Source organism: Corynebacterium sp. HMSC058E07, from assembly GCF_001809885.1.
GTDB classification, from domain to species: domain Bacteria; phylum Actinomycetota; class Actinomycetes; order Mycobacteriales; family Mycobacteriaceae; genus Corynebacterium; species Corynebacterium macclintockiae.
Map to the genome: position 1 here is coordinate 1 of NZ_KV799265.1, position 21,339 is coordinate 21,339.

The window sequence follows — 21,339 nt, forward strand, 5'->3', positions numbered from 1 at the left end:
TTCGGATCGTGGATGTCATTGTCCGGCTTCTTGGTGACGTTGACATTCAGCGTGGTGTTGCCAACAGACTTATCCGGGTAGGTGATAGCAACCGGGACAGAGTGCTTACCCGGCTTCACCTGTAGGTCAGGCTTAACGGTGACGGTGCCGTCTGCGTTGACGGTCGCCCACTCAGGTGCGCCTTCCCCCGCGGCATAGGTCGATCCTTCAACGGTATCTCTCGGCTTCTCGGAGGTGGTCTCACCTTCCTGCATGACCTCCACGTCCGTGTACTTCGGATCGTGCAGCTCCGCGACCGGCTTCACCTTCACCTTCACCTTCACGACGGTGTTGTCGGCGGAGGAGTCCGGGTAGGTGACAACAACCGGAACAGTGTAGTCACCCGGCTCCACACCCAGGCCAGGTTTGACGGTGACGGTGCCGTCCTCGACGACGGTCGCCCATTCCGGAGCACCCTGACCCGCCTTGTAAGTGGTTCCCTCTGGAGCCTGCGCGGTGTTCTTCGTGGTAGCGGTATCCGTCTGCTTGACCTCTATGTCCTTGTACTCAGGCTCGAGGACGTCGGCGTATGGCTTGATCTCGGTGGCGTTCAGCGTGTTAAACGGATCCGTAAGGCACGCTACGTACAGGCCAGGAGCCTTGAAAAAGGCTTTACCGGCGATGCCCTCTCCGTAGAACATGTTTGGGCGAGTAACTCGCCCATGGCTATCAGGCTTCCTATAGGCTTGGGGGGTCTGGAGTTCAACTTTACCGGCCTTCTTTGCCTTGAATTTAAGCTTCAGCGGCGCAAAGGCAAGCGTTACCGTATCCCCGGCCCGACTCGGCTGCATCATCTTGTCAACGGTCAAAACACCGTTTTCCAACTTGGCAGGAAGGCTAGAATCAATCAGCTCAACATCGCCCTTCACAGCGAATCGTACAGTGTTGGCCGTTGTGTTGCCCACCTCGAACGATGGCTGATCACTCAGATAGGTAAGGTATTTGTGCTGCACCTGTAGCGAATCCATGCTTACGCTGGCTTCGAAAACCTCACCGACAGCAGCTTCCCCGGGCATCGTCACATGCATGTTTCCGGTAAAGTCCATGTTCTCGTTCGCTTTGCCACCGGCAGCGAACAGGGTGCACTTGAGCGGCAGGTTCGTATCCTGCGTCTTGTTCGCCGTCGCAGCCTGCGCCACGGACGGGGATACCGGGGAGTTCGGGACGGCGGAGGCCGTCAGGATCATGCTGGCTGATGCCGCGACAGCGATCATTGCGCGGCGGGAACGAAGGTGCATCATAAGAGATTCCTCAAAGTAGAGCGAGACGACATTAAGCCGTTGTAGGAAACAATTCCCCAACTTCTCTAAGAATCTACTATCGCTACTCTTAAGGTTCCACTCGTAGCCCCCGCTTATTCCTCCAGGTCGTCCCACACCTCCGGCGGCTGCCACGGCCTGTCCACCGTCGGCCGCAGGAACGCCATAGCCGACTCCCGCGAATAGCCGCAGACCTGCAGGGCGTCAACAATAATCGACCGGCACTGCGCCAACAGGACCATGCCCGACAAGCCCGTACCATCCGCGATGGCCAGGTCCGCCTCCGCGGCGAGTTTCTGCAGGGCACGCACGATCTCCGGGATCTCCACCGCCTCGTCGCGGGTGCCGCGCGTGCCGCCCTCGGCGAACAAAGCGCCCAGCTGGCCCAGCTCGTTAGAGATGCCGCGCATCAGCTCGATCATCTCCTCCGGCGGATCGACCTCGTCCATGATCATGATCTCCGCCCGGCGCGCCAGCACACGCGTATTGCGCATGACGTTATCGACGGGCACCAGGATGCGGCTCATCGTCCTAGCGTGCCGCCTGGCCGTCCAATAGATCGGCGAGACCGCCACGACCTCCGACCCGCCGCCCACACTGGTCAGCAGCGCATTGACGTTCGTCTGCGTACCGCGCGCGATCTCCAGGGCCTTGGTGATCTTGGAGGCATCGCGTTCGGCCATCCCCTGCGCCACGTCGTCCATCACCAGCGAAGCCTTCGACACCAGCACGGATACCTCCCGCCGAGCCGGACGCAACGGCGAGTTCGGCACCATCGCCAACACCACAATGCCGATCACTCCACCGATCAGCGCGTCGATCATGCGGTCCCACGAACCAGAAGAACCGGGCGGCAGGATCGTCGCCACCAGCACAGCGGAACTGGCAGCCTGGAAAGCCACGGAGACCGACTTATCCACGAATGTCGCCACCAGAATCGCGAACAGCACCACCACCGAGACCTGCCAATAGCCGCTACCAATGTTGCTGATCACCAGGTCGCCAATGCCCACGCCCACGGAGGCTCCCAACACCAGCTCGAAGCCGCGACGCAGGCGTTTACCGGCGCTCACCCCCAGGCTCAGCACCGCTGCGATGGGCGCGAAGAAAGCCTGCTGGTGGTCAAAGATCTGTTCCGCGATAAGCAGCGCCAGGCCAGCGCCGATGGCGCACTGAATCGCGAAGACTAACCCCTCGCGCACGCGGATTGCACCCTGCACCGGGGCGATCCGGCGCAGGTTCCGGGCTGCGGCGCGCACTCCGGGGCGCAGGCGGTTGGCCGGCTCGCCCCACATTTCCTTCGCGGTTCGTGGCCGCCGTCGTGGTTCTGCCATGCCCGCCAGTTTAGGTGGTCACGTCCGCCCACACCGCCAGATGGTCGGTACCTGGGATCCGCTTCGTCCCGCCGCCCAGGCACTCGCCGGTAGTCATGATGTGGTCCAGCCGAATCACTGGGAATACCGCCGGCCACGTCGGAGTGTGCGCCAGGTGCCCGGTGCAGTCGCTGAGTTCAAAGTCGCGGTAGCGCGGATGGCTGCGCGTGGCGTTGAAGTCACCGGCCAGCACCAGGTGGCGCCGCGAGTTCGCCCAATCGCTGAGGCTCGCCAGATCCTGCTCCCACGCCTTGCGGTCGTCCCTCGCAGGCGCTACCGCATGCACGCCCACGAACTCACTGTTGCCGTGCAGCGGCGCATTCACGCGCGGAGTTTGGAAGCGGGTCAGCCCCCGCACCATGTTGCCGTGCGCCCCTGTTTTTTCTTTAAATGACGCCGACACCAGGCCCACAACATTATCCGCCCGATCGTTGCCAGGGCGCGGCTTGGTTAAAGGTTCATAGCCGGTCTGTTCCGCGACCTTTTCCACTTCCTCCGCATTCGTTTCGATGAGGAATACGACATCGGGTTTGAGCTCCTCGATGGCACGGGCGATTCGCTTGTCGTCGGCTTGTCCCCAGTATGTGTTGAGGGAGAATACTCGGGTGGAAGTGTGGGCGTCCGAAAAACTGGGCGCAGGTACGCGCGGGACGATCAAGACCGCCAATAAAGCTAGAACCGCGCACAGCGCCGCGCGGCGAATAGAGCGGAGGATGCCGATGCCGGCCGCGGCGAGCACCCCGGCGACCCACGAGCTCGCCTGGATTTCGGCGACGAAGGGCCACGCGGCGGTGGTCTGCGCCGGCCAGAGGATGCTGGACAGCCACACCATGGCCACCACCACTGCGGCTATGCAGAGGTTGCGATTCGCCACAGGGTAGGGCGTTGGTTGGGAGAATGAACGGCGCTTGCTCATTTCCTTATTCGGAGGTTCCTTAACAATCCAGCCTGGCTATCCAGTTGTGCCAGTTAGCTTTCCGAGCTATCCAGCCCCAGAGCCGGGGCTGCTGCCGGGTCGCAGTCGTGCAGGAGGTTCAGACAGCGCACGACCTCATCGTCCTCACCGAGGGCGCGGGCGGTCTGTACGAGGGCACCAATGGCCCGCAGCACACCCTGGTTGGGGACGTGATCCCACGGCACCGGGCCGGTTCCGCGCCAGCCGTTGCCACGCAGGGCATCCAGGCCGCGGTGGTAGCCGGTGCGGGCGCAGGCATAAGCCTGAACGGCTTGCCCTTCGGCCAGCAGCACCTCCGCCAGGGCTGCCCAGGCGCCGGAATCCTTCAGGTTGTCAGAGACAACCGCTTCCAGCGCTTCGCGCGACTGCGGGGTTGCTGCGCCTGCGGCATCAGCGTCTGCAGCTGCGGCCTCCGCGGCCTCCGCTACGGGAACGGAGCTTGCTAGCTCCTGCGGCAGGCGCACCTCCGGGTGCTCCGCGCCGAAGAGGTCTCGACTACGACGAATCTGTTCTGCCATGGTGCCGGTGAAGCCTACTTGGCTACGGAGGTGCCAGCGGAGTGCAGGTCGTTGCAGGCCTCCACCACGCGAACGGACATAGCTTCCTCTGCCTGCTTCAGGTAGGAGCGCGGGTCGTAGACCTTCTTGTTGCCGACCTCGCCGTCGATCTTCAGCACACCATCGAAGTTGGTGAACATGTGGCGGGCAACCGGGTTGGTGAACGCGTACTGGGTATCGGTATCGACGTTCATCTTGATCACGCCGTAGCGCAGGGACTCCTCGATCTTCTCCTTCTCAGAGCCGGAGCCGCCGTGGAACACGAAGTCGAACGGGTTGGAACCCTCAGCCAGGCCCAGCTTCTTCTCGGCAGCCTTCTGGCCCATGTCCAGAACCTCCGGGCGCAGCTTCACGTTGCCCGGCTTGTACACGCCGTGGACGTTACCGAAGGTAGCGGCCAGCAGGTAGCGCCCGTTCTCGCCGGTGCCCAGAGCATCGACGGTCTTCAGGAAGTCCTCTTCGGTGGTGTACAGGTTGGCGCCAGCCTTGGCCTCCACGCCGTCTTCCTCGCCACCGACAACGCCGATCTCAACCTCGAGGATGATCTTGGCCTTCTGTGCATCCGCCAGCAGCCCCTTGGCGATCTCCAGGTTCTCGTCGATCGGGATAGCGGAGCCGTCCCACATGTGGGACTGGAACAGCGGGTTCTCGCCAGCCTCCACGCGCTTGCGGGAGATCTCCATCAGCGGGCGAACGTACTCGTCCAGAACTTCCTTCTGGCAGTGGTCGGTGTGCAGGGCAACGTTCACGCCGTAGTGCTTAGCAGCCTGGTGAGCAAATGCAGCCAGGGCCTCCGCACCCGCAACCATGTTCTTCACGGCCAGGCCGGAACCGAACTGGGCACCGCCCGTGGAGAACTGGATGATGCCGTCGGACTCCGCATCCGCAAAGCCCTTCAGAGCAGCATTGATGGTCTCGGAAGAAGTGCAGTTAATGGCGGGGTATGCGAAGCCGTTTTCCTTCGCATTGTCCAGCATGTCGCGGTACACGTCGGGGGTTGCAATAGGCATTTCGATGCTCCTTAGATATGAACCTAAATAAGGCCGGTTTGTCTCCGCCCACAATTATGCCCACAATTCCACCGCCGTGCAGTCACTCCAGCTAGAGCGCCCCCGCAGCACTCACCCGCGCCCCCGCAGCACTCACCCGCGCCGCTGCCTCCATCAGCATCCAGCCGGAAAGCTGCACAGACAGATCCCGCTCCGCGATATCGGAGCTCGCCACCGCCCCCGCAATCGTCGCGCCAACCAATCCACCGGCCTGCGGCATCGTCGCATCCTTCGTCCAGTCAGCAGAGAACACCGGCAGGCCATCGACCTCCAGTCGGAAGCGCCACACCTGCTCGGCTGTCGCCAACACAATGCGCCGGGCTATGGCTACAGATTCCGTGCCGTGCCGACCTGGCGTCGGCAAACACTCAACAACAAGAGAAAGATAACGCGCAAGAATGCCATTAAACAGCCCGCCGTCGCCACCGCCAGTGCGCACATTGATCGCGCCGTCGTGATCCGTCATGTGGTTCTCGATCGCGCGGAGCAGGCCATGAATGCGGGTTATTTCTTTGACGCCCACATCTGAGACCTCCTCATCCCCCACACCAGCTGCACGCCTGCGCGCGCGGGCGAGCTCCACGCATGCGCCCAGCATCACGCCCTGGCAATAAGGGTGCAGCGCGGTGACGGGCTCCGGGCCGGCCATCCGCATGTGGATGCCGTCCATGACCAGGCCGTCTTCGTTGATGAGGTTGTCGAAGGTCCAGTCGACCAGGCGCTCCGCGGTCTCGATGTCGCCATTGCGGGCAGCCAGGATCGCGGCGGGGCCGTTGGTGGGGACGTTGTAGAAAGTCTCGTTCGTGCGCCACGGCAGCACGCCCGTGAGGCTGTCCACACCCTCGAAAATGCTTTCTACCAGCGGTTCCAGGTCGCGGGCGGCGTTGAGCTTGGCGTTGATTTTCGGCTCGTTCGCAGCGCGCTGGAGGGCGAGGGCGAGCCATGCCTTGTCGTCGTAGTAGTTATTGGCAGACAGGCGGGAGATGTTGCGGATGCGCATGGCGCGGAGGTGGCGGCGGATCGCGTGAATCCGCGACGTGGTGGGGCGGCGGACGGCTGCATCGATGAGGTTGTCGATGTAGTGAGCCTGCCACCAGTAGTGCCAGCGGACGAACAGCCGGTCGCGAGTGGTCGGCGGCCAGGCGATAATCCCCAGCGTAGTGCGGGGGATGCCCCAGAGCCGGCTGGCGTGGCGCTCGTAAACCGCCTGGTAGGCGAGGTCTGCGCGGTGATCCCAGCGCTCCCTGAATTCCTGGGTGGGGTGGGTTGGTTGAGGTGTGTGGGTGAGTTGGGTTGGTTGGGTTGGTTGGGTTGTAGCCGCAGCCTGCTCTTCCGCCGGTTTGCCAACCCCAGCCTGCTCTTCCGCCGGTTCAGCCGCGACCTGCCCCTGCGCCACGGCCTGCTCTCCCGCCGGGTCACCACCCGCGGCCTGCTCTTCCGCCGGTTCAGCCGCGACCTGCCCCTGCGCCACGGCTACACTCTCCCCCACTTCAGAACCCTTTTGACCTGCAGAAATAGTCGACTCTTCCGCAGGAACCTGAGTCTCCTCTGCAGGGCTCCGGCCTCCCTGAGCCGGCTTGCTATCCCGCTTACCCTTGCCGGGAAGATTAAACACTTTGCACACCTCACTCGGTTGTAGCGCTTTGCGAACCAGTCTAGCCATCATCCTGCTGGCTCTATCTGGCGTGGAATGTCGCTAGATCGGGATTGCGCGAGCCCACGGGGTAGCAAATGTCGCTAGATCGGGATTTCATCCGTCCGCAGAACGGCAAATGTCGCTAGAACGGGAATCCGTTAAGGGCAACCCTTTTCATTTACTCAAACATGCAGGTCAAAGCGTTTCTAATTTTCGGTGCCAACCTTTTGCTTCCACAGATTCCCGATCTAGCGACATTTGGCGAGCTAGATCCCCATTTCCACCTCCTCAAAGCCGACAGATTCCCGTTCTAACGACATTTGGCACTCGAATAGTCCAATGCAGCCCCATGCACGCCTCGCAAACACCCCATGCAAACCCAAGCAAGCCCAGGCAAGCCCATATAGAGACCGGAATGTCGGAAATCTTGCAACCCAGGAGACTTAAGTGTCGGAAAAGTTGCAGAATAGGCAGCGCAGAATGGCTAAGTGTCGGAAAAGTTGCAAAACGTTATTGGTGACTATTCGCAGTAATGTAAATGTGCAGGTCAGAACGTTTTATTCGGTCGAGTCTCGGCGATGACTCCGAAGAAATACCACTTTTCCGACATTTTGGACATCCAGAACCTGACTAGGCGGAATTAGGGGAAGACTGACAGACTGGCAGGCCAGCAGCAGGGCACTAACAACCAGGCTGCTGGGCCGGGCCACCGGGCCGCCGGGCTGGGCTGAGCCGGGCCACCAGGCCCAGCTACCAGACTGCCGGGCCCGGCTACCAGGCCTGAGACAGATCCGCGTGCTGGCGGATCCACGCATGCATCGCAATCCCAGCCGCCACACCTGCATTAATGGACCGCGTCGAACCAAACTGAGCAATAGAGACCGTCATCCGCGCAGCGTCCTGCGCCTCCTGGGTCACACCCGGCCCCTCCTGGCCAAACAGCAGCAGGCACCGCTCCGGCAATTCAGCGGTCTCCAGCGGAACGCACCCCGGGGTGTTATCCACGGCCACCACAACTAGCCCCTCCTGGGCGGCGAATTCCAGCACCTCCCCGACCGTCGCATGGTGCTGTAAGTGCTGGTAGCGATCGGTGACCATCGCTCCCCGCCGGTTCCACCGCCGCCGCCCAACAATGTGCACGGTATCCACCGCGAAGGCATTCGCAGTGCGCACGACGGTGCCGATGTTCGAGTCGTTTTCGAAGTTCTCGATGGCAATGTGCAGTGCGTGCCGGCGCGTATCAATGTCCGCAATAATCGCGGACTGCTTCCAGTACCGGTAAGCATCCACCACGTTGCGCGTGTCCCCGGCATCCAGCAGCTCGGAGTCGAAGCGCGGATCCGTCGGGCGGGGCTGGCCAGGGTGTTCATCTTCCCAGCTGCGCACCCCGCGAGGATGCTCCAGCCACTCCGTCGGTCCGGGTTTATCGTGTGATTCGGGGGAGGTCGGCGTCATAAAAATTACTAGGCAAGCCCCAGGTCGGACAGGCCCAGCAGAGAGCGGTACTCGACTCCCTCGGCCTCAATAACATCCTTGGCGCCAGTCGCGCGGTCAACGACGGTGGCCACGCCAACAACGGTCGCGCCAGCCTCGCGAGCTGCAGCGACAGCGGTCAGCGGGGAGTTGCCGGTGGTCGTCGTATCCTCGACGATCAGCACGCGCTTGCCCTCAATGTCCGGGCCTTCGATGCGGCGCTGCATGCCGTGCTTCTTGGCTTCCTTGCGCACGACGAACGCGTCGATGTCGCGCCCCGCAGTGCCAGCCGAACCGGTGCCCGCCGAACCCGCGTGCATAATCGCCATCGCCACCGGATCCGCCCCAAGGGTCAGCCCGCCGACGTGGTCGTAATCCCAGTCGGCGGTCAGCTCGCGCAGCAGCTCGCCGATCAGCGGCGAGGCCTCGTGGTGCAGAGTGGCGCGGCGCAGGTCAACGTAGTAGTCGGCCTCCTTGCCGGAGGAAAGGGTCACGCGCCCGTGCACCACCGCCAGCTCCTTTACGAGCTCAGCGAGGCGCTGCTTCTTGGCTTCATCGATCATTGCGGTTGCTCCTTCTGGTCTGTGCCGTTGTCTTTGCCCCGGTGGGGCTTACTGCTGGTCGTCTTCGACGACCTCGCCGTCGACGGTTTCGTACTCGATCGGTTCGATGGGTTCGGGGCGGGCGTGGCGTGCCTCTGGTGCGCGATGACGCCCACCGCTCCGCCGACGCTGCGTCACAGGAGACAGTCGAATTGCGGTGGACTTGGTCTCCTCGACTTCCTCGAAAATGGTGGCCTCTTCCGCATCATCGCGGATGACCTGCGCATATTGGGAGGCGTGCGCGCTCATGTGCTCCGGGTCCTCGCCCAGGCGGGGAATGCCTCCGTCGCGGCGGCGCCTGCGACCTGCGTGCGCGTCGTCGTCCGCATCGTCGTAGTCTCCCACGGCAAAGCTGTCGAAGCTGCCCGTATCGCCACCTTCCCAGCGCGCATGCGTGCGGGAAGGGAAAGCTACTGGCTCGGCAGGCCGGGTGATGTCGGGGCGCTCTGGGTTCGGCACTTCGGCGTGCGCGGCGGCTTCCTCGCTGCGCTCTGCGCGCCCAGCCTGCCCGGCCCCAGCCTGTCCGGCCTGCGCGCCTGGACCTTCGCCAGCGGCGGACGCGTGGGCGTCACTACCTTCCGCATCCTCAGCGCCATCCGGAACGGCTCGCAGGTGCGCGCGACGGGAGGACGTCTCGGCGGCCTGTTCCTCGATCTCCTCCTGGTTCAGAGGATCGTCAGTGTGCACCTGCAGCGGCCCACCGGGCTGGGGGCGCAGCTGGTCGGCGTAGAGCATCTCCAGCGGGGCGCTTGTCTGTGCCGGGGGCAGCACCATCGCTGCATCCACCAGGGAGCGCAGCCGTGGCAAGATCGCCTCCCACACGTGGAAATCCAGCTTGCGAGATACGCGCACGACGGTCCAGTTCTGTCCCCATGCCACGTCGGTGGCTACCTGCGACAAGGCGGCGAGGGCATCTTCCACGCGGGCGTCCAGCATGCGGTCCAGAGCGCGGACGTCGGTGGTGTATGCGGCGAACGGCGGCTGGTCCAGCAAGTCGGTACGGCGCATCCCCGCGGGCTGCGCACTTCCCGCGGAATACAGCACCTGAACTGGGGATTCCTCCACCCGGCGCATCGCCATGAGTGTGGAGGACCCCATGTCGCCAATGTGCACCTGGTGGCCGTCGACGAATCCGCTGACAACCTCTCGCAGCGTGGGCACGCGGCCGTGCTGCGCGCCGGTGATGGCGACGGGCCAGGCGCGTGCCAGCTCGCTGTCTTCCTTCGTGTATTCGAAGCCGTTGTCGATCGCCCATTGACGACGCCGCCTCCGGGGAAAAGCGAAACCAGCCATCCCGGTCGAGGACGCGGGCGTGGCTGCGACTACCTCTGATTCAGCTTCTTCGGGCTCAGCGTTATCTTCGAGGTCGCCCTCATAGTCGGCGCCGTCATACTCAGCGCCATCAGACGCAGCGCCGTCATAAGCGGCGCCATCGTACTCAACCTCATCAATTTCAGCGCCGTCGTACTCGTCGTAGTCCCCGCCCTCGTACTCGGCGTAGTCGCCATCGTCATATTCGTACTCGGCGCCATCAAACGCAGCGCCGTCAAACTCGGCGCCATCAAACGCAGCGCCGTCCTCCCCCTCGGGCTCGTAGTCAGCGCCCGGGTAGTAGTCGGCATTGCCTTCGGCGGAATGCTCGACATGCACGGGCTGCTCCGACCGCGCGGACCACTCGGATCCCTCAGCGGAGAGATCCCCAGCAGCTTTTGCGCGCAGCAGCAACCACACGGCAAGGCCCAGCAGGGCCAAGCCGGCGATCAAAGCGACAATGGAACCGACCATAAACTACGGGATTCGGAGAGGGTTTTTATTCGTTGGCCGCCTGGTAAGCCTCGGCGTCCATCAGCTCGCCTGCCTCGGTCACCTTAACCTCGTACAGCCAACCCTCGCCGTAGGGATCCTCGTTGATCAGGCCTGCGTTGTCTTCCAGAGCCTCGTTAACAGCGACGACCTCGCCGGAAACCGGTGCGTAGATGTCCGAGACGGACTTGGTGGACTCAACCTCACCGAAGGCCTCGCCGGCCTCAACCTCGGTACCGACCTCGGGCAGCTCGACGAAGACGATGTCGCCCAGAGCCTCAGTAGCGATGTGGGTGATGCCCACGCGCACGGTCTCGCCCTCCACGACAGCGGAGGTGTTAACCCACTCGTGCTCCTCGGAGTACAGGAAGTCAGTTGGCAGTGCAGTCATTTTCTTTAGCCTCTCGTTTAAAAATTTTCTGTAGTTATCTGCCCAAACCATACACCAGCGGGCAGACTCCCCTTTTGGTTACTTCTCGCGCTTACTTCTCGCGCGAGTAGAACGGCAGCGCCACTACCTTGTACTCGTAGCGCTTTCCGCGGATATCCACTTCCACCGTCGCGCCCTCGGTAGCGGCGCCGGAGTTCACGGCGGACTTCGATACGTATGCCATGGCCACCGGGTGGCCCAGCGTCGGCGACAGCGCGCCGGAGGTTACGGTGCCGATGGCCTTCTCGCCGTCCGCTGCGAACACTTCGTATCCGCCACGGGCCGCGCGGCGACCTTCGCCAGCCAGCCCGATCAGGGTCTGCTCGGTGCCCTTGTCCTTGGCGGAGACGATGGCGTCCCGACCCACGAAAGAGTCCTTAGACTTCGTCGCCGCAAGAATCCCCAGACCTGCATCAACAGGGTTGAGCTTCAGCGACAGCTCGTTGCCGTACAGCGGCATGCCGGCCTCCAGGCGCAGGGTGTCGCGGCACGCCAGGCCACACGGCAGGCCACCCAGCTGCGCGGCCTGATCCATCGCCTTGGTCCACACGGCCTCCGCACCGTCGTTGTCCACGATCAGCTCGAAGCCGTCCTCGCCGGTGTAGCCGGTGCGCGCCACCAGCACGGGCTGACCTGCGGCGATTCCCTTGAATGCCGCGTAGTAACCCAGCCCCTCGATGGCCTCGGCGACGGTCTCGCCAGCGCCGGAGGCCTCGGGAGCCTCCACCACGTTTTCCACGATCTCCAGCATCGCCGCTGCTGCCTTCGGACCCTGCACGGCGATCATGGAGGTCTGATCGGACTCGTTGTTGATCTCTACCTCAAAGCCATCGGTACGGCTCTGCAGTGCGGAAACCACGTTGTCGACGTTGCCCGCGTTGGGCACGATCAGAAACTCGTTCTCGCCCAAGCGGTAGGTGATCAGGTCGTCGATGATGCCGCCGGATTCGGTGCAGATCATCGAGTACTTCGCCTTGCCGATCTTCACTGCCGACAGCTTGGAGATCAGCGCGTGGTCCAGGTACTCCGCCGCCTGCGCGCCGGTCACGCGAACTTCGCCCATATGGGATAGGTCGAATACGCCCACAGCGTTGCGCACCGCGTGGTGCTCGTCGAGCTCACTGCCGTACTTCAGCGGCATGTCCCAACCGCCGAAGTCGGTGAAGCGCGCATCTAGCTTCTGGTGCACGCCGTACAGCGCGGTCTTTTTAAGTTCGGTCATCTCTTGCTCTCCTTCTTCTCTTTGTGACGCCCTCAGCTCCAGCTATCCCTAGTCTTCGTTGATCGCGAAGTCTTCCAGGGGCGGGCAGGTGCACACGAGATTGCGGTCGCCATAGGCATTGTCGATACGACGCACGGGGGTGAAGTACTTGGTGTGCCGCAAGCTTGCCACCGGGTAGGCGGCCTTAGCGCGGCTGAAGTGTCCACCGGATACAGCTTCCTCGAAGTCGTCCCGCACAACAGAATAAGCGGTAAACGGCGCGTGGCGCAGAACGGACTGCTCGGCGGTGACCTTGCCGTCGATAACCTCCTGGATCTCGCCGTGGATGGTGATCATCGCCTCGATGAAGCGGTCCAGCTCTTCCTTGTCCTCCGATTCCGTCGGTTCAACCATGAGGGTGCCGGCGACGGGGAAGGCCAGGGTCGGGGCGTGGAAACCGAAGTCCATCAGGCGCTTGGACACGTCCTCGGCGGTGATGCCGGAGGCCTTCGTCAGCTCGCGCAGGTCCAGGATGCATTCGTGGGCCACTAGGCCGGTGTCGCCCTTGTACAGTGTGGGGAAGTACTCCTCCAGCTTGCGGGAAACGTAGTTGGCGTTCACTAGCGCCATGCGGGAGGCCTCGGTCAGCCCCTCGTCACCCATCAGGGCGATGTAGGACCAGGTGATCGGCAGCACGCCAGCGGAGCCGTACCGGGCGCCGGAGACCGGCTGGCCGGTCTGCAGTGCGGCGTCGCCCTCAACCACATCGGCGTTCGGGTCGGTCGGCAGGAACGGGATCAGGTGCTCGGCAACACAGACCGGGCCAACGCCCGGGCCGCCACCACCGTGCGGGATGGTGAAGGTCTTGTGCAGGTTCAGGTGGGATACGTCGCCGCCGAACTCGCCCGGCTGGGCCAGGCCGACCAGGGCGTTCAGGTTAGCGCCGTCGACGTACACCTGGCCGCCGGCCTCGTGCACCTTCTGGCAGACGTCGCGGACCTGCTCCTCGAACACGCCGTGGGTGGAGGGGTAGGTCAGCATGATGGCGGCGGTCTGCTCGCCGTACTTCTCCAGCTTCGCTTCCAGGTCCGGCACGTCGATGGAGCCATCCTCGGCGTTCTTCACGGCCACAACCTTCAGGCCGGCGAGTGCGGCGGAGGCAGCGTTGGTGCCGTGGGCGGAAGCCGGGATCAGAACGATATCGCGCTGGTCATCGCCACGGGACTGGTGGTAGCGGTGGATCGCCAGCAGACCCGCGAACTCGCCCTGGGAGCCCGCATTCGGCTGGACGGAGACCTTGGCGTAGCCGGTGATCTTCGCCAGGCGCTCCTCCAGGTCCTCGATGAGCTCCAGCCAGCCCTGCGCCTGCTCGGCCGGGACCTGCGGGTGGATGCCCGCGAAGCCCGGCCAGGTGATCGGCTCCATAGAGACGGCCGCGTTCAGCTTCATGGTGCAGGAACCCAGCGGGATCATCGTGCGGTCCAGCGCCAGGTCGCGGTCAGCCAGCTTGCGCATGTAGCGCATCATCTGGGTCTCGGAATCAATGGAGGTGAAGATCGGGTGGGTCAGGATCTCCTCGTCAGCCGGGCGCAGCACGCCAGCCTCGGCCAGCGGGCCGGCGGTAATGTCGAAGCCTGCGGAGGTGACCTCGCCGGTGCGGGATCCCAGTACCTCAATCAGCTTGGCGATGTCCTCGTCCGTGGTGGACTCGCCGACAGAGATGCCGACGAAGGAATCGTTAACCTGGCGCAGGTTGTAGCCTGCCTCGGCTGCAGCGCGCAGAGCCGAAGGGGCGTCCCCAAGAGAAGAACCAGACACGTCAACGGTGACGGTGTCGAAGAAGGTGTCGTGCGCCAGCGTCAGGCCAGCCTCGGACAGGCCGACGGCCAGGGCGGTCGCGCGGGCATGGATACCCTCGGCGATGGCGCGCAGGCCGGCCGGACCGTGCCAGACCGCGTAGAAACCGGCGACGACGGCCAGCAGGGCCTGGGCGGTGCAGATGTTACTGGTGGCCTTGTCGCGGCGAATGTGCTGTTCGCGGGTCTGCAGGGCCAGGCGGTAGGCCGGGGTGCCCTCGGCATCCACGGATACGCCCACGATGCGGCCCGGCAGCTTACGCTGCAGCGCCTCGGTGCAGGAGATGAAGCCGGCGTGCGGGCCGCCGAAGAACAGTGGCACGCCGAAGCGCTGAGCGGAGCCGACGGCGATGTCCGCGCCCTGGGAGCCCGGGGAGGTCAGCAGCACCTGGGCCAGAAGGTCGCAGGCGACCGTTACCAGGGCGCCGGTCTCCTTTGCTGCTGAGATCAGGCTGGACAGGTCGCGCACGCGACCCGTGGAGCCCGGGTTGGACAGCACCACGCCGACCGGGTTTTCGTAGTTTTCGAACACGGCGCCAGCACTCTCGCCAGCGCCGTTGTCGTCGCCACCGTCCAGGTCAACAACCTCCACCGGAATGCCCGCGGCTTCGGCGCGCGCCAGGGTGACGGTGATGGACTGCTGGTGCAGGGAGGAATCCAGCAGCACCGCGCCGCCCTTCTTGAAGGCCTTCGCATTGCCGCGGGCCATTAGCTGCACGGCCTCGGCCACAGCGGTGGCCTCGTCCAGCAGCGAGGCACCCGCGACCGGCAGACCGGTCAGGTCCTGCACCATCGTCTGGAAGTTCAGCAGAGCCTCGAGGCGACCCTGGGAAATCTCCGGCTGGTAGGGGGTGTAGGCCGTGTACCAGCCCGGGTTCTCCACCACGTTGCGGCGGATCACGGCCGGGGTGATCGTATCGTAGTAGCCATTGCCGATCAGCTGCTGCTTCTGCACGTTCTTATCAGCGAAAGCACGCAGGGCGGCCAGGGTGTCCGTCTCATCCAGAGCGTCCGGCAGGCCGATCGGGCCGGCCTGGCGGATGGACTTCGGCAGGGCATCGTCAGCCAACGCGGCGGTGGATTCGTAGCCCAGGTAAGACAGGATCTCCTGGGTATCAGCCTGGTTCGGGCCAATGTGGCGCTGGACGAAGGGGGCGGAATTGCGGCGAGTAGCTGCAGTTGACATGGCTTTTAGGGACTTTCCGGTCGTAAGTGCACGGTCGTTAAAAGGAGCCCTCCCCACTCTGTCGCTTGTGCCTGAGAGCTTCACCCGGGAAACCCGGCTTTTCTCCTTCGGCGCCCGCGTGCACACGACTGCGCGCAGGTCTTTCCAGAGTTGCCTCACTGCGACGGTACTTGGGGCCTGAGAGTGTCCCGGGGAGGAATTGCTCCGTCGGCGGCCGGCGCGCGTCGGGCGCCGGGCCTCTCCCACCACAGCTAAAAGCGGCAAAAGTATATGCAGTTTTCTCCCACATCATAGCGGTCGTGTGGCGGATCACTAAAGAATCCAGACAATGAGGAAAATCGCATTCCGGCAACATACCCCCACCACAGCCGCCAAAATATTGAGCATGGCAAAACTTCCTAGCTTCCTCCCCGGCAACTCCGGCAACTCCAGCGCTTCCCTACCCGCCGTCAACGGTGGCGTCGCGATTGTCACCGGCGCCTCCTCCGGCATCGGTCGCGCGACTGTCGCCGCCCTCGCCCAACTCAAAGCCAGCACCCACACCGGCGCCCGTTCCAGCACCCACACCGGCGCCCACTCCTACGCCCCCGACCGCATCATCGGCACCAGCCGCAACCCCGACAGCATCACCGACCCCATCGACGGGGTGGACTACCTCCCCCTCGACCTCGAAGACCCCGCCAGCATCGACGAGTTCGCCACCAGCGCCCTCCGCTTCGGCCCGCCCACCGTGCTGGTCAACAACGCAGGCGAAAGCCAATCCGGCCCCCTGGAAGAGCTCCCCGACGATGCCCTGCACCGTCTATTTGAGATCAACGTACTGGGACAGGTGGGCGTCACAAAGAAAATCCTTCCGGAAATGCGGCAACGAGGGGCCGGGCGCATCGTCATGGTCGGCTCGATGCTAGGCAGCTTCCCGCTGGCCTACCGCAGCAGCTACGTCGCCTCAAAGGCCGCAATCAAGGGCTTCGCATTCGCCGCCCGGCGCGAGGTACGGCCGTACGGGGTGGGCATCTCCGTCGTCGAACCCGGATCCATCAACACCGGACTGTCCGCCCGGCGCACAAAATACGTCGACCTGGACGGCCCCTATGGCGCGGAGTTCACCACCATGCTGAAGAACCTGGATAACAACGAGGCCAACGGCATCTCCGCCGAGCGCGTGGCCGAGGAAATCCTCAAGCCCATCACCGCCGCGCGCCCGAAACCCTTGTACGCGACGGGCTCAATGGCGCCGGTGGTTTTCCCTCTCTCGCGCGTGCTGCCGACCGCAGCGATGCACTGGCTGATCAACCGGAAGCACGGACTGTAGAAGCCCACCCGTAACCCGCCAACCCCGAGCCCGCCCCCTAGGCGCTAAACGAGTTATCCCACACGTCCTTCACGGGCTCGTCCTCACGGGCGTAGGGGTCTTCCTCATCAGCAAAGCCGCGGCGGGTTGACCAGTCGTTCCACGGCGTAGCGAAGAACGCCAACACCCCCGCCCCGACGATGCCCGTAAACATCAAGGACCCCGCCAGCGTGATCAACCAGATCGAAGAATAAGCGTAGAAAACCAGCGCCAGCAGCAGCGTGCCGGCCAGACCGATGCTGCCCAGCCAGGTGTACATGCGGTTCACCGGGTGCCGCCGGTGCCCATAGTTGCCGCGCTGCGTTGTGAACAGTGGCCAGGCCTGCAGCGCCACTAGTAGCGCGAAGTAAATTCCAGCGACAATCTGCAGCTGCTGCGGGGTCAGCAGATCCACCGCACGGGACATCCCCAGCAGCATGCCAACGACCGAAAAGAAGCTTAGAAACCTACGCGCCATTGTGCGTTTATACCATTGTGCCTTGTGCGTCCCCTACACCCAGAACAGGTTGTCGCCGCCCATAACTGGTTCGCCGGGGATCACGTCTACTTTTATTTCGGACGCCCCCATCTGCAACCCCACCACCATCACTATCGGGTCGAACCCCATCCGGCCCAATTCCCTGGGGGTGTACGTACATATGGGAGTGCCTTGGCGGACGATGTCGCCCTCTTGGATGTGCAGGTCGAAGCCCTGGCCGTTCAGGCGACCCGTGTCCACTCCCAGTTGCATGAAAACCGACGGCTGGCCGTCGCTGCCGTCGTCCCCCTCCGCGCGCTGGGTCTGGATCACGAACATGTGCGGCGCCACCCGCCTGGCCACCCCGCTGACGGGCGCGACCACTTGCACAACCTCCACACCGGCATCCGGAATCACCGCAACACCAGCACCGATGGTACCGGTGGCGAGAACGGGATCGGGTACGGAGGAAAGACTGGTGGCGGTTCCCGGCAGCGGGGTCACAACAGGATCCATATCCGCAGAGTCTAGTCGCGCTCGATGGGGCGCGAGGAAGAAGCGGACCATTGCGACCATCCGCCGACGAAGTTCTTTGCCCCGGGCAGGCCTGCGTATTCCATCGCCGCGATAAACAGCGAGGAGTGCAGCCCAGAGCCGGAGTACACGCACACGTCATCGCCACTGGTCACACCGTTGTCCGCGAGGATCTGGCGGATCTCCTCCGGAGTCTTCACCCGGCCGCTGGCGCTACTATCGCGCGTGCTGTGATTGTTGAAAAGCTCCTTGACCGGGATATTGATTGCCCCGGGAATGCGGCCCGCCTGGTGGTCGAAGCGTTCCTTCTGGCCGGAGAAGCGGGAACGCTCGCGGGCATCCACCAGGATGCGCTGTTCGCGCCACTCGTCCACTTCCTCGAGGTTCAGGGTGGGCATGCTGCCCGGGCGAACTTCCACGTTTCCGCGGCCGCGCAGGGCGCCGATACCACCGGCAACGTCCCCGCCCGCGGCCTCCCATGCGCCGGTGCCGCCGTCCAGGATGCGGACGTTCTGCACGCCTGCCCAGCGGAAAATGAACCATGCGCGAGCCGCATAGAGGTTGGCGCCGGCGTCATAAATGTACACAGGGCGACCATCCGTAATGCCCCAATCATCAAAGCTCTTCTGCAGTCGCTCAGGCTCGGGCAGCGGGTTGCGGCCCTTGTGGCGGGACGGGATAGAGGCCAAGTGCACCAAGGGGTTGCAGAACATGGCGCCGGGGATGTGCTGCCCGACGTAGGCTTCCCAGGCGCTGTTTTCGGTGCGCGCCCAGTGCGAGTCGATCACGGTCATGCGTTCGCCTCGCTGGAAGGCCTCTAGCATCTCCGCGCCGGAGACGAAGGGGCTGGCGGGCTGCTGTTGCGCAGAAGAGTTGCTCATAGTTGCCAAGTCTAGGGCCCCTGGTGCGCTGATGCCTTTCCAGGCCGTCTGCCGGTGCGTTTGGGGAACCATCCCCGGAAAGCGGCGAAAAGGATAACGGCTATCGCGAAGACGGTTGCGATTCCGCCGATACCCCAGGTAAACCCGGCGATCACGGCGATGGGGGCAACGATGTTCATGCCAATTTCAAAGGGTGCGAAGCCCACGTAGGCGATGCCGTATTCGTTCATCGTGCCGGACTTCAGGTCCGGATCCACGATCTTCAGCAGGGCGATACCCGTGGCCACGGCCGCGGTCGCCCAGCCCCAGCCGAAGATGCCGCGCTCCAGCCACTGGTCGCCGAAGAACAGCGGGGCGAAGACGAAGAAGAAAACACAGCAGTATGCAATGCCCAGGACAAACAGGATCAGCAGCGGCACCAGGAAGTCCGCCACCGCGTCCGGCTTAATGGAGGCGATACCGAAGGCGATCATGAAGTCCGTCGACGCGCCTGAGATGGACTTCACCGTCTGCTGGTCCAGGTACTTCGGGCGCCTAATGACGTGCAGGAACACCTTGCCGCCAATGCCCACCACAAAAGCCAGGGCGAACAGAGGCACCGATACTTCCGGGAAGAAGTGGCCAATGATCTGCTGGCCGATGTAGGCGAACATGACGGTCACGACGATGAAGCCCGCGTGCAGAGCCAGCGGCTCAATCGAGGAGGGGTTCGTGGTGGCGCGACCAATGGAGGGCTGCTTGTCCTCGTCCTCGATATGGCCAGAGCGCAGCTCCCACGGCAGTTTCTCTGGCAGCGTGGACGTCCGGCCTGTGCGGATACCCCAGTTCGCGAAGATAATTCCACCGATGATGGCGGCCAGCGTGCCGACGGTCGCTGAGGTGAAGCCCAGGGACATGGCGGCGTCCGCACCCATATCCCCAAACGCGCCACCGACGGCCGCGGCAGTACCGAATCCGCCGACGAAACCGACGGGCAGCATCATGCCGAACCACTCCGGGGTGCCGAATACCGGAGCGAAAAGCAGCAGGCCAAGCAGGATAAACAGCCCCCACTGCCCCAGGAACATGGAGGTCGAGAAGGCCCACATGTTCTTGGCCTTCGAAGCATCCTTGGAGGCGAAGGTCATGCTGTACGGCATCGAGGCGAACACCACCGCGATCAGCACCGTGGAATAATCGCCCAGCGCGCCAGAGAACGGCATCCACCCCAGCACCTCCGGGCCAAAGATCAGGCCTAGCAGGCCTGCGGTGATCGGCGCGGGGATCAGCAGGTTGCGGAACCACTCGAAGTGGCGCCTCATGAACGTACCGATAATCAGCAGCACCGAAATCATGCCGACGTCCATCAGTAGGTCAAAGACCGTAAAGTCCATGCAGGCTCCCCTTTTCTATTCTGTGTGTATTCTCTTTTTGCTCTGCGCGCCTTGTTGGTTCTGGTAGCTTATCGCACCTTATTCTTGACGCCCCCTCGTTCCACCCTGCCAGCACCCCAGCGGCGGTAGTGGTGGAGCCCCGGTGCTCTGAGCTTGCCGAGCCCCGGTGCTGAAGCTGTGTGTGCGGTAAGTTCGGACTGTGTAGCAGTTCACACTCGAGGAACATAACGCCAGCGCCTGGCATCCCACACCACGACTGCTTGACCACAAACAAGAGAAAGAGACCGCGACCCCATGAACATCACCCGCACCTCTGCCGGCACTTCTGCCCGCACTCCTGTCGGCATTTCTACCCGCATGTCGAGGCGCATCGGCGCAGCCTTCCTTACCGGCGCGCTGGCTATCACTGGCTTGAGTGCCTGCTCCTTGCTTGGCGATCGGGAAGTCGCCAAGGAAGAAGTGGAGAAGGGTATCTCCGATTCCCTAGAGAAAGAGGTTGGTCGCAAGCCCGAGCGCATCGAGTGCCCTAGCGGACTGAAGGCAGAAGAGGGCGCGAAGTTAGAGTGCAAGCTGCATCATTCTGGCGATTCCATCAGCGTTGATGTCACCGTGGACTCCGTTGATGGCGACAACGTCCACTACAACGTCGAGGTCGCTGACCACGTGGACTAATCCCAGTCACCACGCGCCAATTCGCCCCCAACCCCGCCGCCTCACCGCCCCACGCCTCGCCCTCCGGAACCGCACCTCGCCACCCCCTCCACGCCTCACCCCTCCGGAACCGCACTCCACCTTTGGTAAATGTCGGAAAAGTTGCAGAACGTTATTGGCATAGCTTGTCATTAATTCAAAAATGCAGGTCAGCGAGTTTTCAAATCCTGCATGCCGGAACACCTTCGAGCATATTGCAACTTTTCCGACACTTAACCCCTCCGAGGCGCCCAACTTGGGACCAGTTCGACACAACCTGGCCGCCAATCCCCCATACACGCCTGCAGATGTCGCCAGATCGGACTTCTTTACCCGCAGATGTCGCCAGATCGGACTTCTTTACCCGCAGATGTCGCTAGAACGGGAATACGTTAGTGGGATCCATTTTTATTACCGCATAAGTGCAGGTCAGAAGGTTTTGAATTCTAGGGAGCCAGCGACGGCGCCGACGCATTCCCGTTCTAACGACATTCTCCTCCTCCACACCCCTCTGCACCCCCTCCACACCCCTCTGCACCCCCTCTACCCCGCCACCCCCACACGCCCCCTTTTACCAAAACAGAGCAAAACGCCCCACCCGAAATGAACTAGCCCCCGAAAGTTGGACTGGTTT

18 protein-coding genes and 1 riboswitch are annotated in these 21,339 nt (G+C 63.2%); of the genes, 2 read left to right on the forward strand and 16 right to left on the reverse strand.

The features are described from left to right. The 12 genes from HMPREF2678_RS02670 to gcvP form a co-directional block, all read right to left on the reverse strand. The coding region (locus HMPREF2678_RS02670; RefSeq protein WP_210382693.1) for a Rib/alpha-like domain-containing protein at positions 1 to 1,280 on the reverse strand (1,280 nt) is incomplete at its 3' end. A gap of 113 nt (positions 1,281 to 1,393) precedes the next feature. After that, positions 1,394 to 2,632 (reverse strand): FUSC family protein, encoded by a 1,239-nt coding sequence (locus HMPREF2678_RS02675; RefSeq protein ID WP_083303397.1) that lies wholly within the window; start codon positions 2,630 to 2,632, stop codon positions 1,394 to 1,396. Positions 2,633 to 2,642: 10 nt separating this feature from the next. Beyond that, on the reverse strand, positions 2,643 to 3,587 hold the full coding sequence (locus tag HMPREF2678_RS02680) for an endonuclease/exonuclease/phosphatase family protein (RefSeq protein WP_035007557.1): 945 nt from the start codon (positions 3,585 to 3,587) through the stop codon (positions 2,643 to 2,645). Positions 3,588 to 3,640: 53 nt separating this feature from the next. Beyond that, positions 3,641 to 4,144, reverse strand: a complete 504-nt coding sequence (locus tag HMPREF2678_RS02685; protein WP_035007558.1) for a DUF3151 domain-containing protein — start codon at positions 4,142 to 4,144, stop codon at positions 3,641 to 3,643. Between the two features lie 14 nt (positions 4,145 to 4,158). Continuing rightward, positions 4,159 to 5,193: a class II fructose-bisphosphate aldolase gene (gene fbaA / locus HMPREF2678_RS02690; RefSeq protein ID WP_070550751.1), complete on the reverse strand. Its 1,035-nt coding sequence runs from the start codon at positions 5,191 to 5,193 to the stop codon at positions 4,159 to 4,161. A 91-nt stretch (positions 5,194 to 5,284) separates the two neighbouring features. Further along, entirely contained in the window at positions 5,285 to 6,721 is a 1,437-nt protein-coding gene (locus HMPREF2678_RS02695; RefSeq protein WP_246817864.1) for a glycoside hydrolase family 76 protein, read from the reverse strand. A gap of 918 nt (positions 6,722 to 7,639) precedes the next feature. Next, entirely contained in the window at positions 7,640 to 8,323 is a 684-nt protein-coding gene (locus HMPREF2678_RS02700; RefSeq protein WP_070550753.1) for a TrmH family RNA methyltransferase, read from the reverse strand. Between the two features lie 8 nt (positions 8,324 to 8,331). Continuing rightward, positions 8,332 to 8,904 carry an orotate phosphoribosyltransferase gene (gene pyrE / locus HMPREF2678_RS02705; RefSeq protein WP_070550756.1) on the reverse strand — a complete coding sequence of 191 codons (573 nt, stop codon included), beginning with the start codon at positions 8,902 to 8,904 and terminating at the stop codon, positions 8,332 to 8,334. A 48-nt stretch (positions 8,905 to 8,952) separates the two neighbouring features. Beyond that, the gene (locus HMPREF2678_RS02710; protein ID WP_070550758.1) at positions 8,953 to 10,728 is read right to left on the reverse strand and encodes a type III secretion system chaperone family protein; all 1,776 of its coding nucleotides are present in this window, start codon (positions 10,726 to 10,728) and stop codon (positions 8,953 to 8,955) included. A gap of 25 nt (positions 10,729 to 10,753) precedes the next feature. Then, positions 10,754 to 11,137 (reverse strand): glycine cleavage system protein GcvH, encoded by a 384-nt coding sequence (gene gcvH / locus HMPREF2678_RS02715; protein ID WP_034974814.1) that lies wholly within the window; start codon positions 11,135 to 11,137, stop codon positions 10,754 to 10,756. Between the two features lie 91 nt (positions 11,138 to 11,228). Continuing rightward, positions 11,229 to 12,398 carry a glycine cleavage system aminomethyltransferase GcvT gene (gene gcvT, locus HMPREF2678_RS02720; protein ID WP_070550759.1) on the reverse strand — a complete coding sequence of 390 codons (1,170 nt, stop codon included), beginning with the start codon at positions 12,396 to 12,398 and terminating at the stop codon, positions 11,229 to 11,231. 48 nt (positions 12,399 to 12,446) lie between these two features. Further along, the gene (gene gcvP / locus HMPREF2678_RS02725; RefSeq protein WP_070550761.1) at positions 12,447 to 15,419 is read right to left on the reverse strand and encodes an aminomethyl-transferring glycine dehydrogenase; all 2,973 of its coding nucleotides are present in this window, start codon (positions 15,417 to 15,419) and stop codon (positions 12,447 to 12,449) included. A gap of 48 nt (positions 15,420 to 15,467) precedes the next feature. After that, a riboswitch (glycine riboswitch) is annotated at positions 15,468 to 15,577 on the reverse strand. A gap of 227 nt (positions 15,578 to 15,804) precedes the next feature. Here gcvP and HMPREF2678_RS02730 point away from each other — a divergent pair. Beyond that, the gene (locus HMPREF2678_RS02730; RefSeq protein WP_210382694.1) at positions 15,805 to 16,731 is read left to right on the forward strand and encodes an SDR family oxidoreductase; all 927 of its coding nucleotides are present in this window, start codon (positions 15,805 to 15,807) and stop codon (positions 16,729 to 16,731) included. Positions 16,732 to 16,768: 37 nt separating this feature from the next. Here HMPREF2678_RS02730 and HMPREF2678_RS02735 read toward each other — a convergent pair whose 3' ends face one another. From HMPREF2678_RS02735 to HMPREF2678_RS02750, 4 genes are read right to left on the reverse strand one after another with little or no spacing between them, the layout of a single operon-like run. Beyond that, entirely contained in the window at positions 16,769 to 17,227 is a 459-nt protein-coding gene (locus HMPREF2678_RS02735; RefSeq protein ID WP_035007566.1) for a hypothetical protein, read from the reverse strand. A gap of 33 nt (positions 17,228 to 17,260) precedes the next feature. Then, positions 17,261 to 17,743 carry a PTS glucose transporter subunit IIA gene (locus HMPREF2678_RS02740; RefSeq protein WP_034971642.1) on the reverse strand — a complete coding sequence of 161 codons (483 nt, stop codon included), beginning with the start codon at positions 17,741 to 17,743 and terminating at the stop codon, positions 17,261 to 17,263. 11 nt (positions 17,744 to 17,754) lie between these two features. Further along, positions 17,755 to 18,642, reverse strand: coding sequence for a sulfurtransferase (locus tag HMPREF2678_RS02745; RefSeq protein WP_070550763.1), 888 nt, complete (start codon positions 18,640 to 18,642; stop codon positions 17,755 to 17,757). An 11-nt stretch (positions 18,643 to 18,653) separates the two neighbouring features. Continuing rightward, the gene (locus HMPREF2678_RS02750) at positions 18,654 to 20,015 is read right to left on the reverse strand and encodes a sodium/glutamate symporter (protein ID WP_070550765.1); all 1,362 of its coding nucleotides are present in this window, start codon (positions 20,013 to 20,015) and stop codon (positions 18,654 to 18,656) included. Between the two features lie 294 nt (positions 20,016 to 20,309). Between HMPREF2678_RS02750 and HMPREF2678_RS02755 the strand changes: the two genes are divergently transcribed. After that, positions 20,310 to 20,687, forward strand: coding sequence for a DUF4333 domain-containing protein (locus HMPREF2678_RS02755; RefSeq protein ID WP_070550767.1), 378 nt, complete (start codon positions 20,310 to 20,312; stop codon positions 20,685 to 20,687). Positions 20,688 to 21,339 lie beyond the last annotated feature (652 nt).

Excerpts from the sequence above, each read along its gene's own strand:
- HMPREF2678_RS02675 (WP_083303397.1), bottom strand. The coding sequence starts at position 2,632 with ATGGCAGAACCACGACGGCGGCCACGAACCGCGAAGGAAATGTGGGGC.
- HMPREF2678_RS02680 (WP_035007557.1), bottom strand. The coding sequence starts at position 3,587 with ATGAGCAAGCGCCGTTCATTCTCCCAACCAACGCCCTACCCTGTGGCG.
- HMPREF2678_RS02685 (WP_035007558.1), bottom strand. The coding sequence starts at position 4,144 with ATGGCAGAACAGATTCGTCGTAGTCGAGACCTCTTCGGCGCGGAGCAC.
- fbaA (WP_070550751.1), bottom strand. The coding sequence starts at position 5,193 with ATGCCTATTGCAACCCCCGACGTGTACCGCGACATGCTGGACAATGCG.
- HMPREF2678_RS02700 (WP_070550753.1), bottom strand. The coding sequence starts at position 8,323 with ATGACGCCGACCTCCCCCGAATCACACGATAAACCCGGACCGACGGAG.
- pyrE (WP_070550756.1), bottom strand. The coding sequence starts at position 8,904 with ATGATCGATGAAGCCAAGAAGCAGCGCCTCGCTGAGCTCGTAAAGGAG.
- HMPREF2678_RS02710 (WP_070550758.1), bottom strand. The coding sequence starts at position 10,728 with ATGGTCGGTTCCATTGTCGCTTTGATCGCCGGCTTGGCCCTGCTGGGC.
- gcvH (WP_034974814.1), bottom strand. The coding sequence starts at position 11,137 with ATGACTGCACTGCCAACTGACTTCCTGTACTCCGAGGAGCACGAGTGG.
- gcvT (WP_070550759.1), bottom strand. The coding sequence starts at position 12,398 with ATGACCGAACTTAAAAAGACCGCGCTGTACGGCGTGCACCAGAAGCTA.
- gcvP (WP_070550761.1), bottom strand. The coding sequence starts at position 15,419 with ATGTCAACTGCAGCTACTCGCCGCAATTCCGCCCCCTTCGTCCAGCGC.
- HMPREF2678_RS02730 (WP_210382694.1), top strand. The coding sequence starts at position 15,805 with ATGGCAAAACTTCCTAGCTTCCTCCCCGGCAACTCCGGCAACTCCAGC.
- HMPREF2678_RS02735 (WP_035007566.1), bottom strand. The coding sequence starts at position 17,227 with ATGGCGCGTAGGTTTCTAAGCTTCTTTTCGGTCGTTGGCATGCTGCTG.
- HMPREF2678_RS02740 (WP_034971642.1), bottom strand. The coding sequence starts at position 17,743 with ATGGATCCTGTTGTGACCCCGCTGCCGGGAACCGCCACCAGTCTTTCC.
- HMPREF2678_RS02745 (WP_070550763.1), bottom strand. The coding sequence starts at position 18,642 with ATGAGCAACTCTTCTGCGCAACAGCAGCCCGCCAGCCCCTTCGTCTCC.
- HMPREF2678_RS02750 (WP_070550765.1), bottom strand. The coding sequence starts at position 20,015 with ATGGACTTTACGGTCTTTGACCTACTGATGGACGTCGGCATGATTTCG.
- HMPREF2678_RS02755 (WP_070550767.1), top strand. The coding sequence starts at position 20,310 with ATGAACATCACCCGCACCTCTGCCGGCACTTCTGCCCGCACTCCTGTC.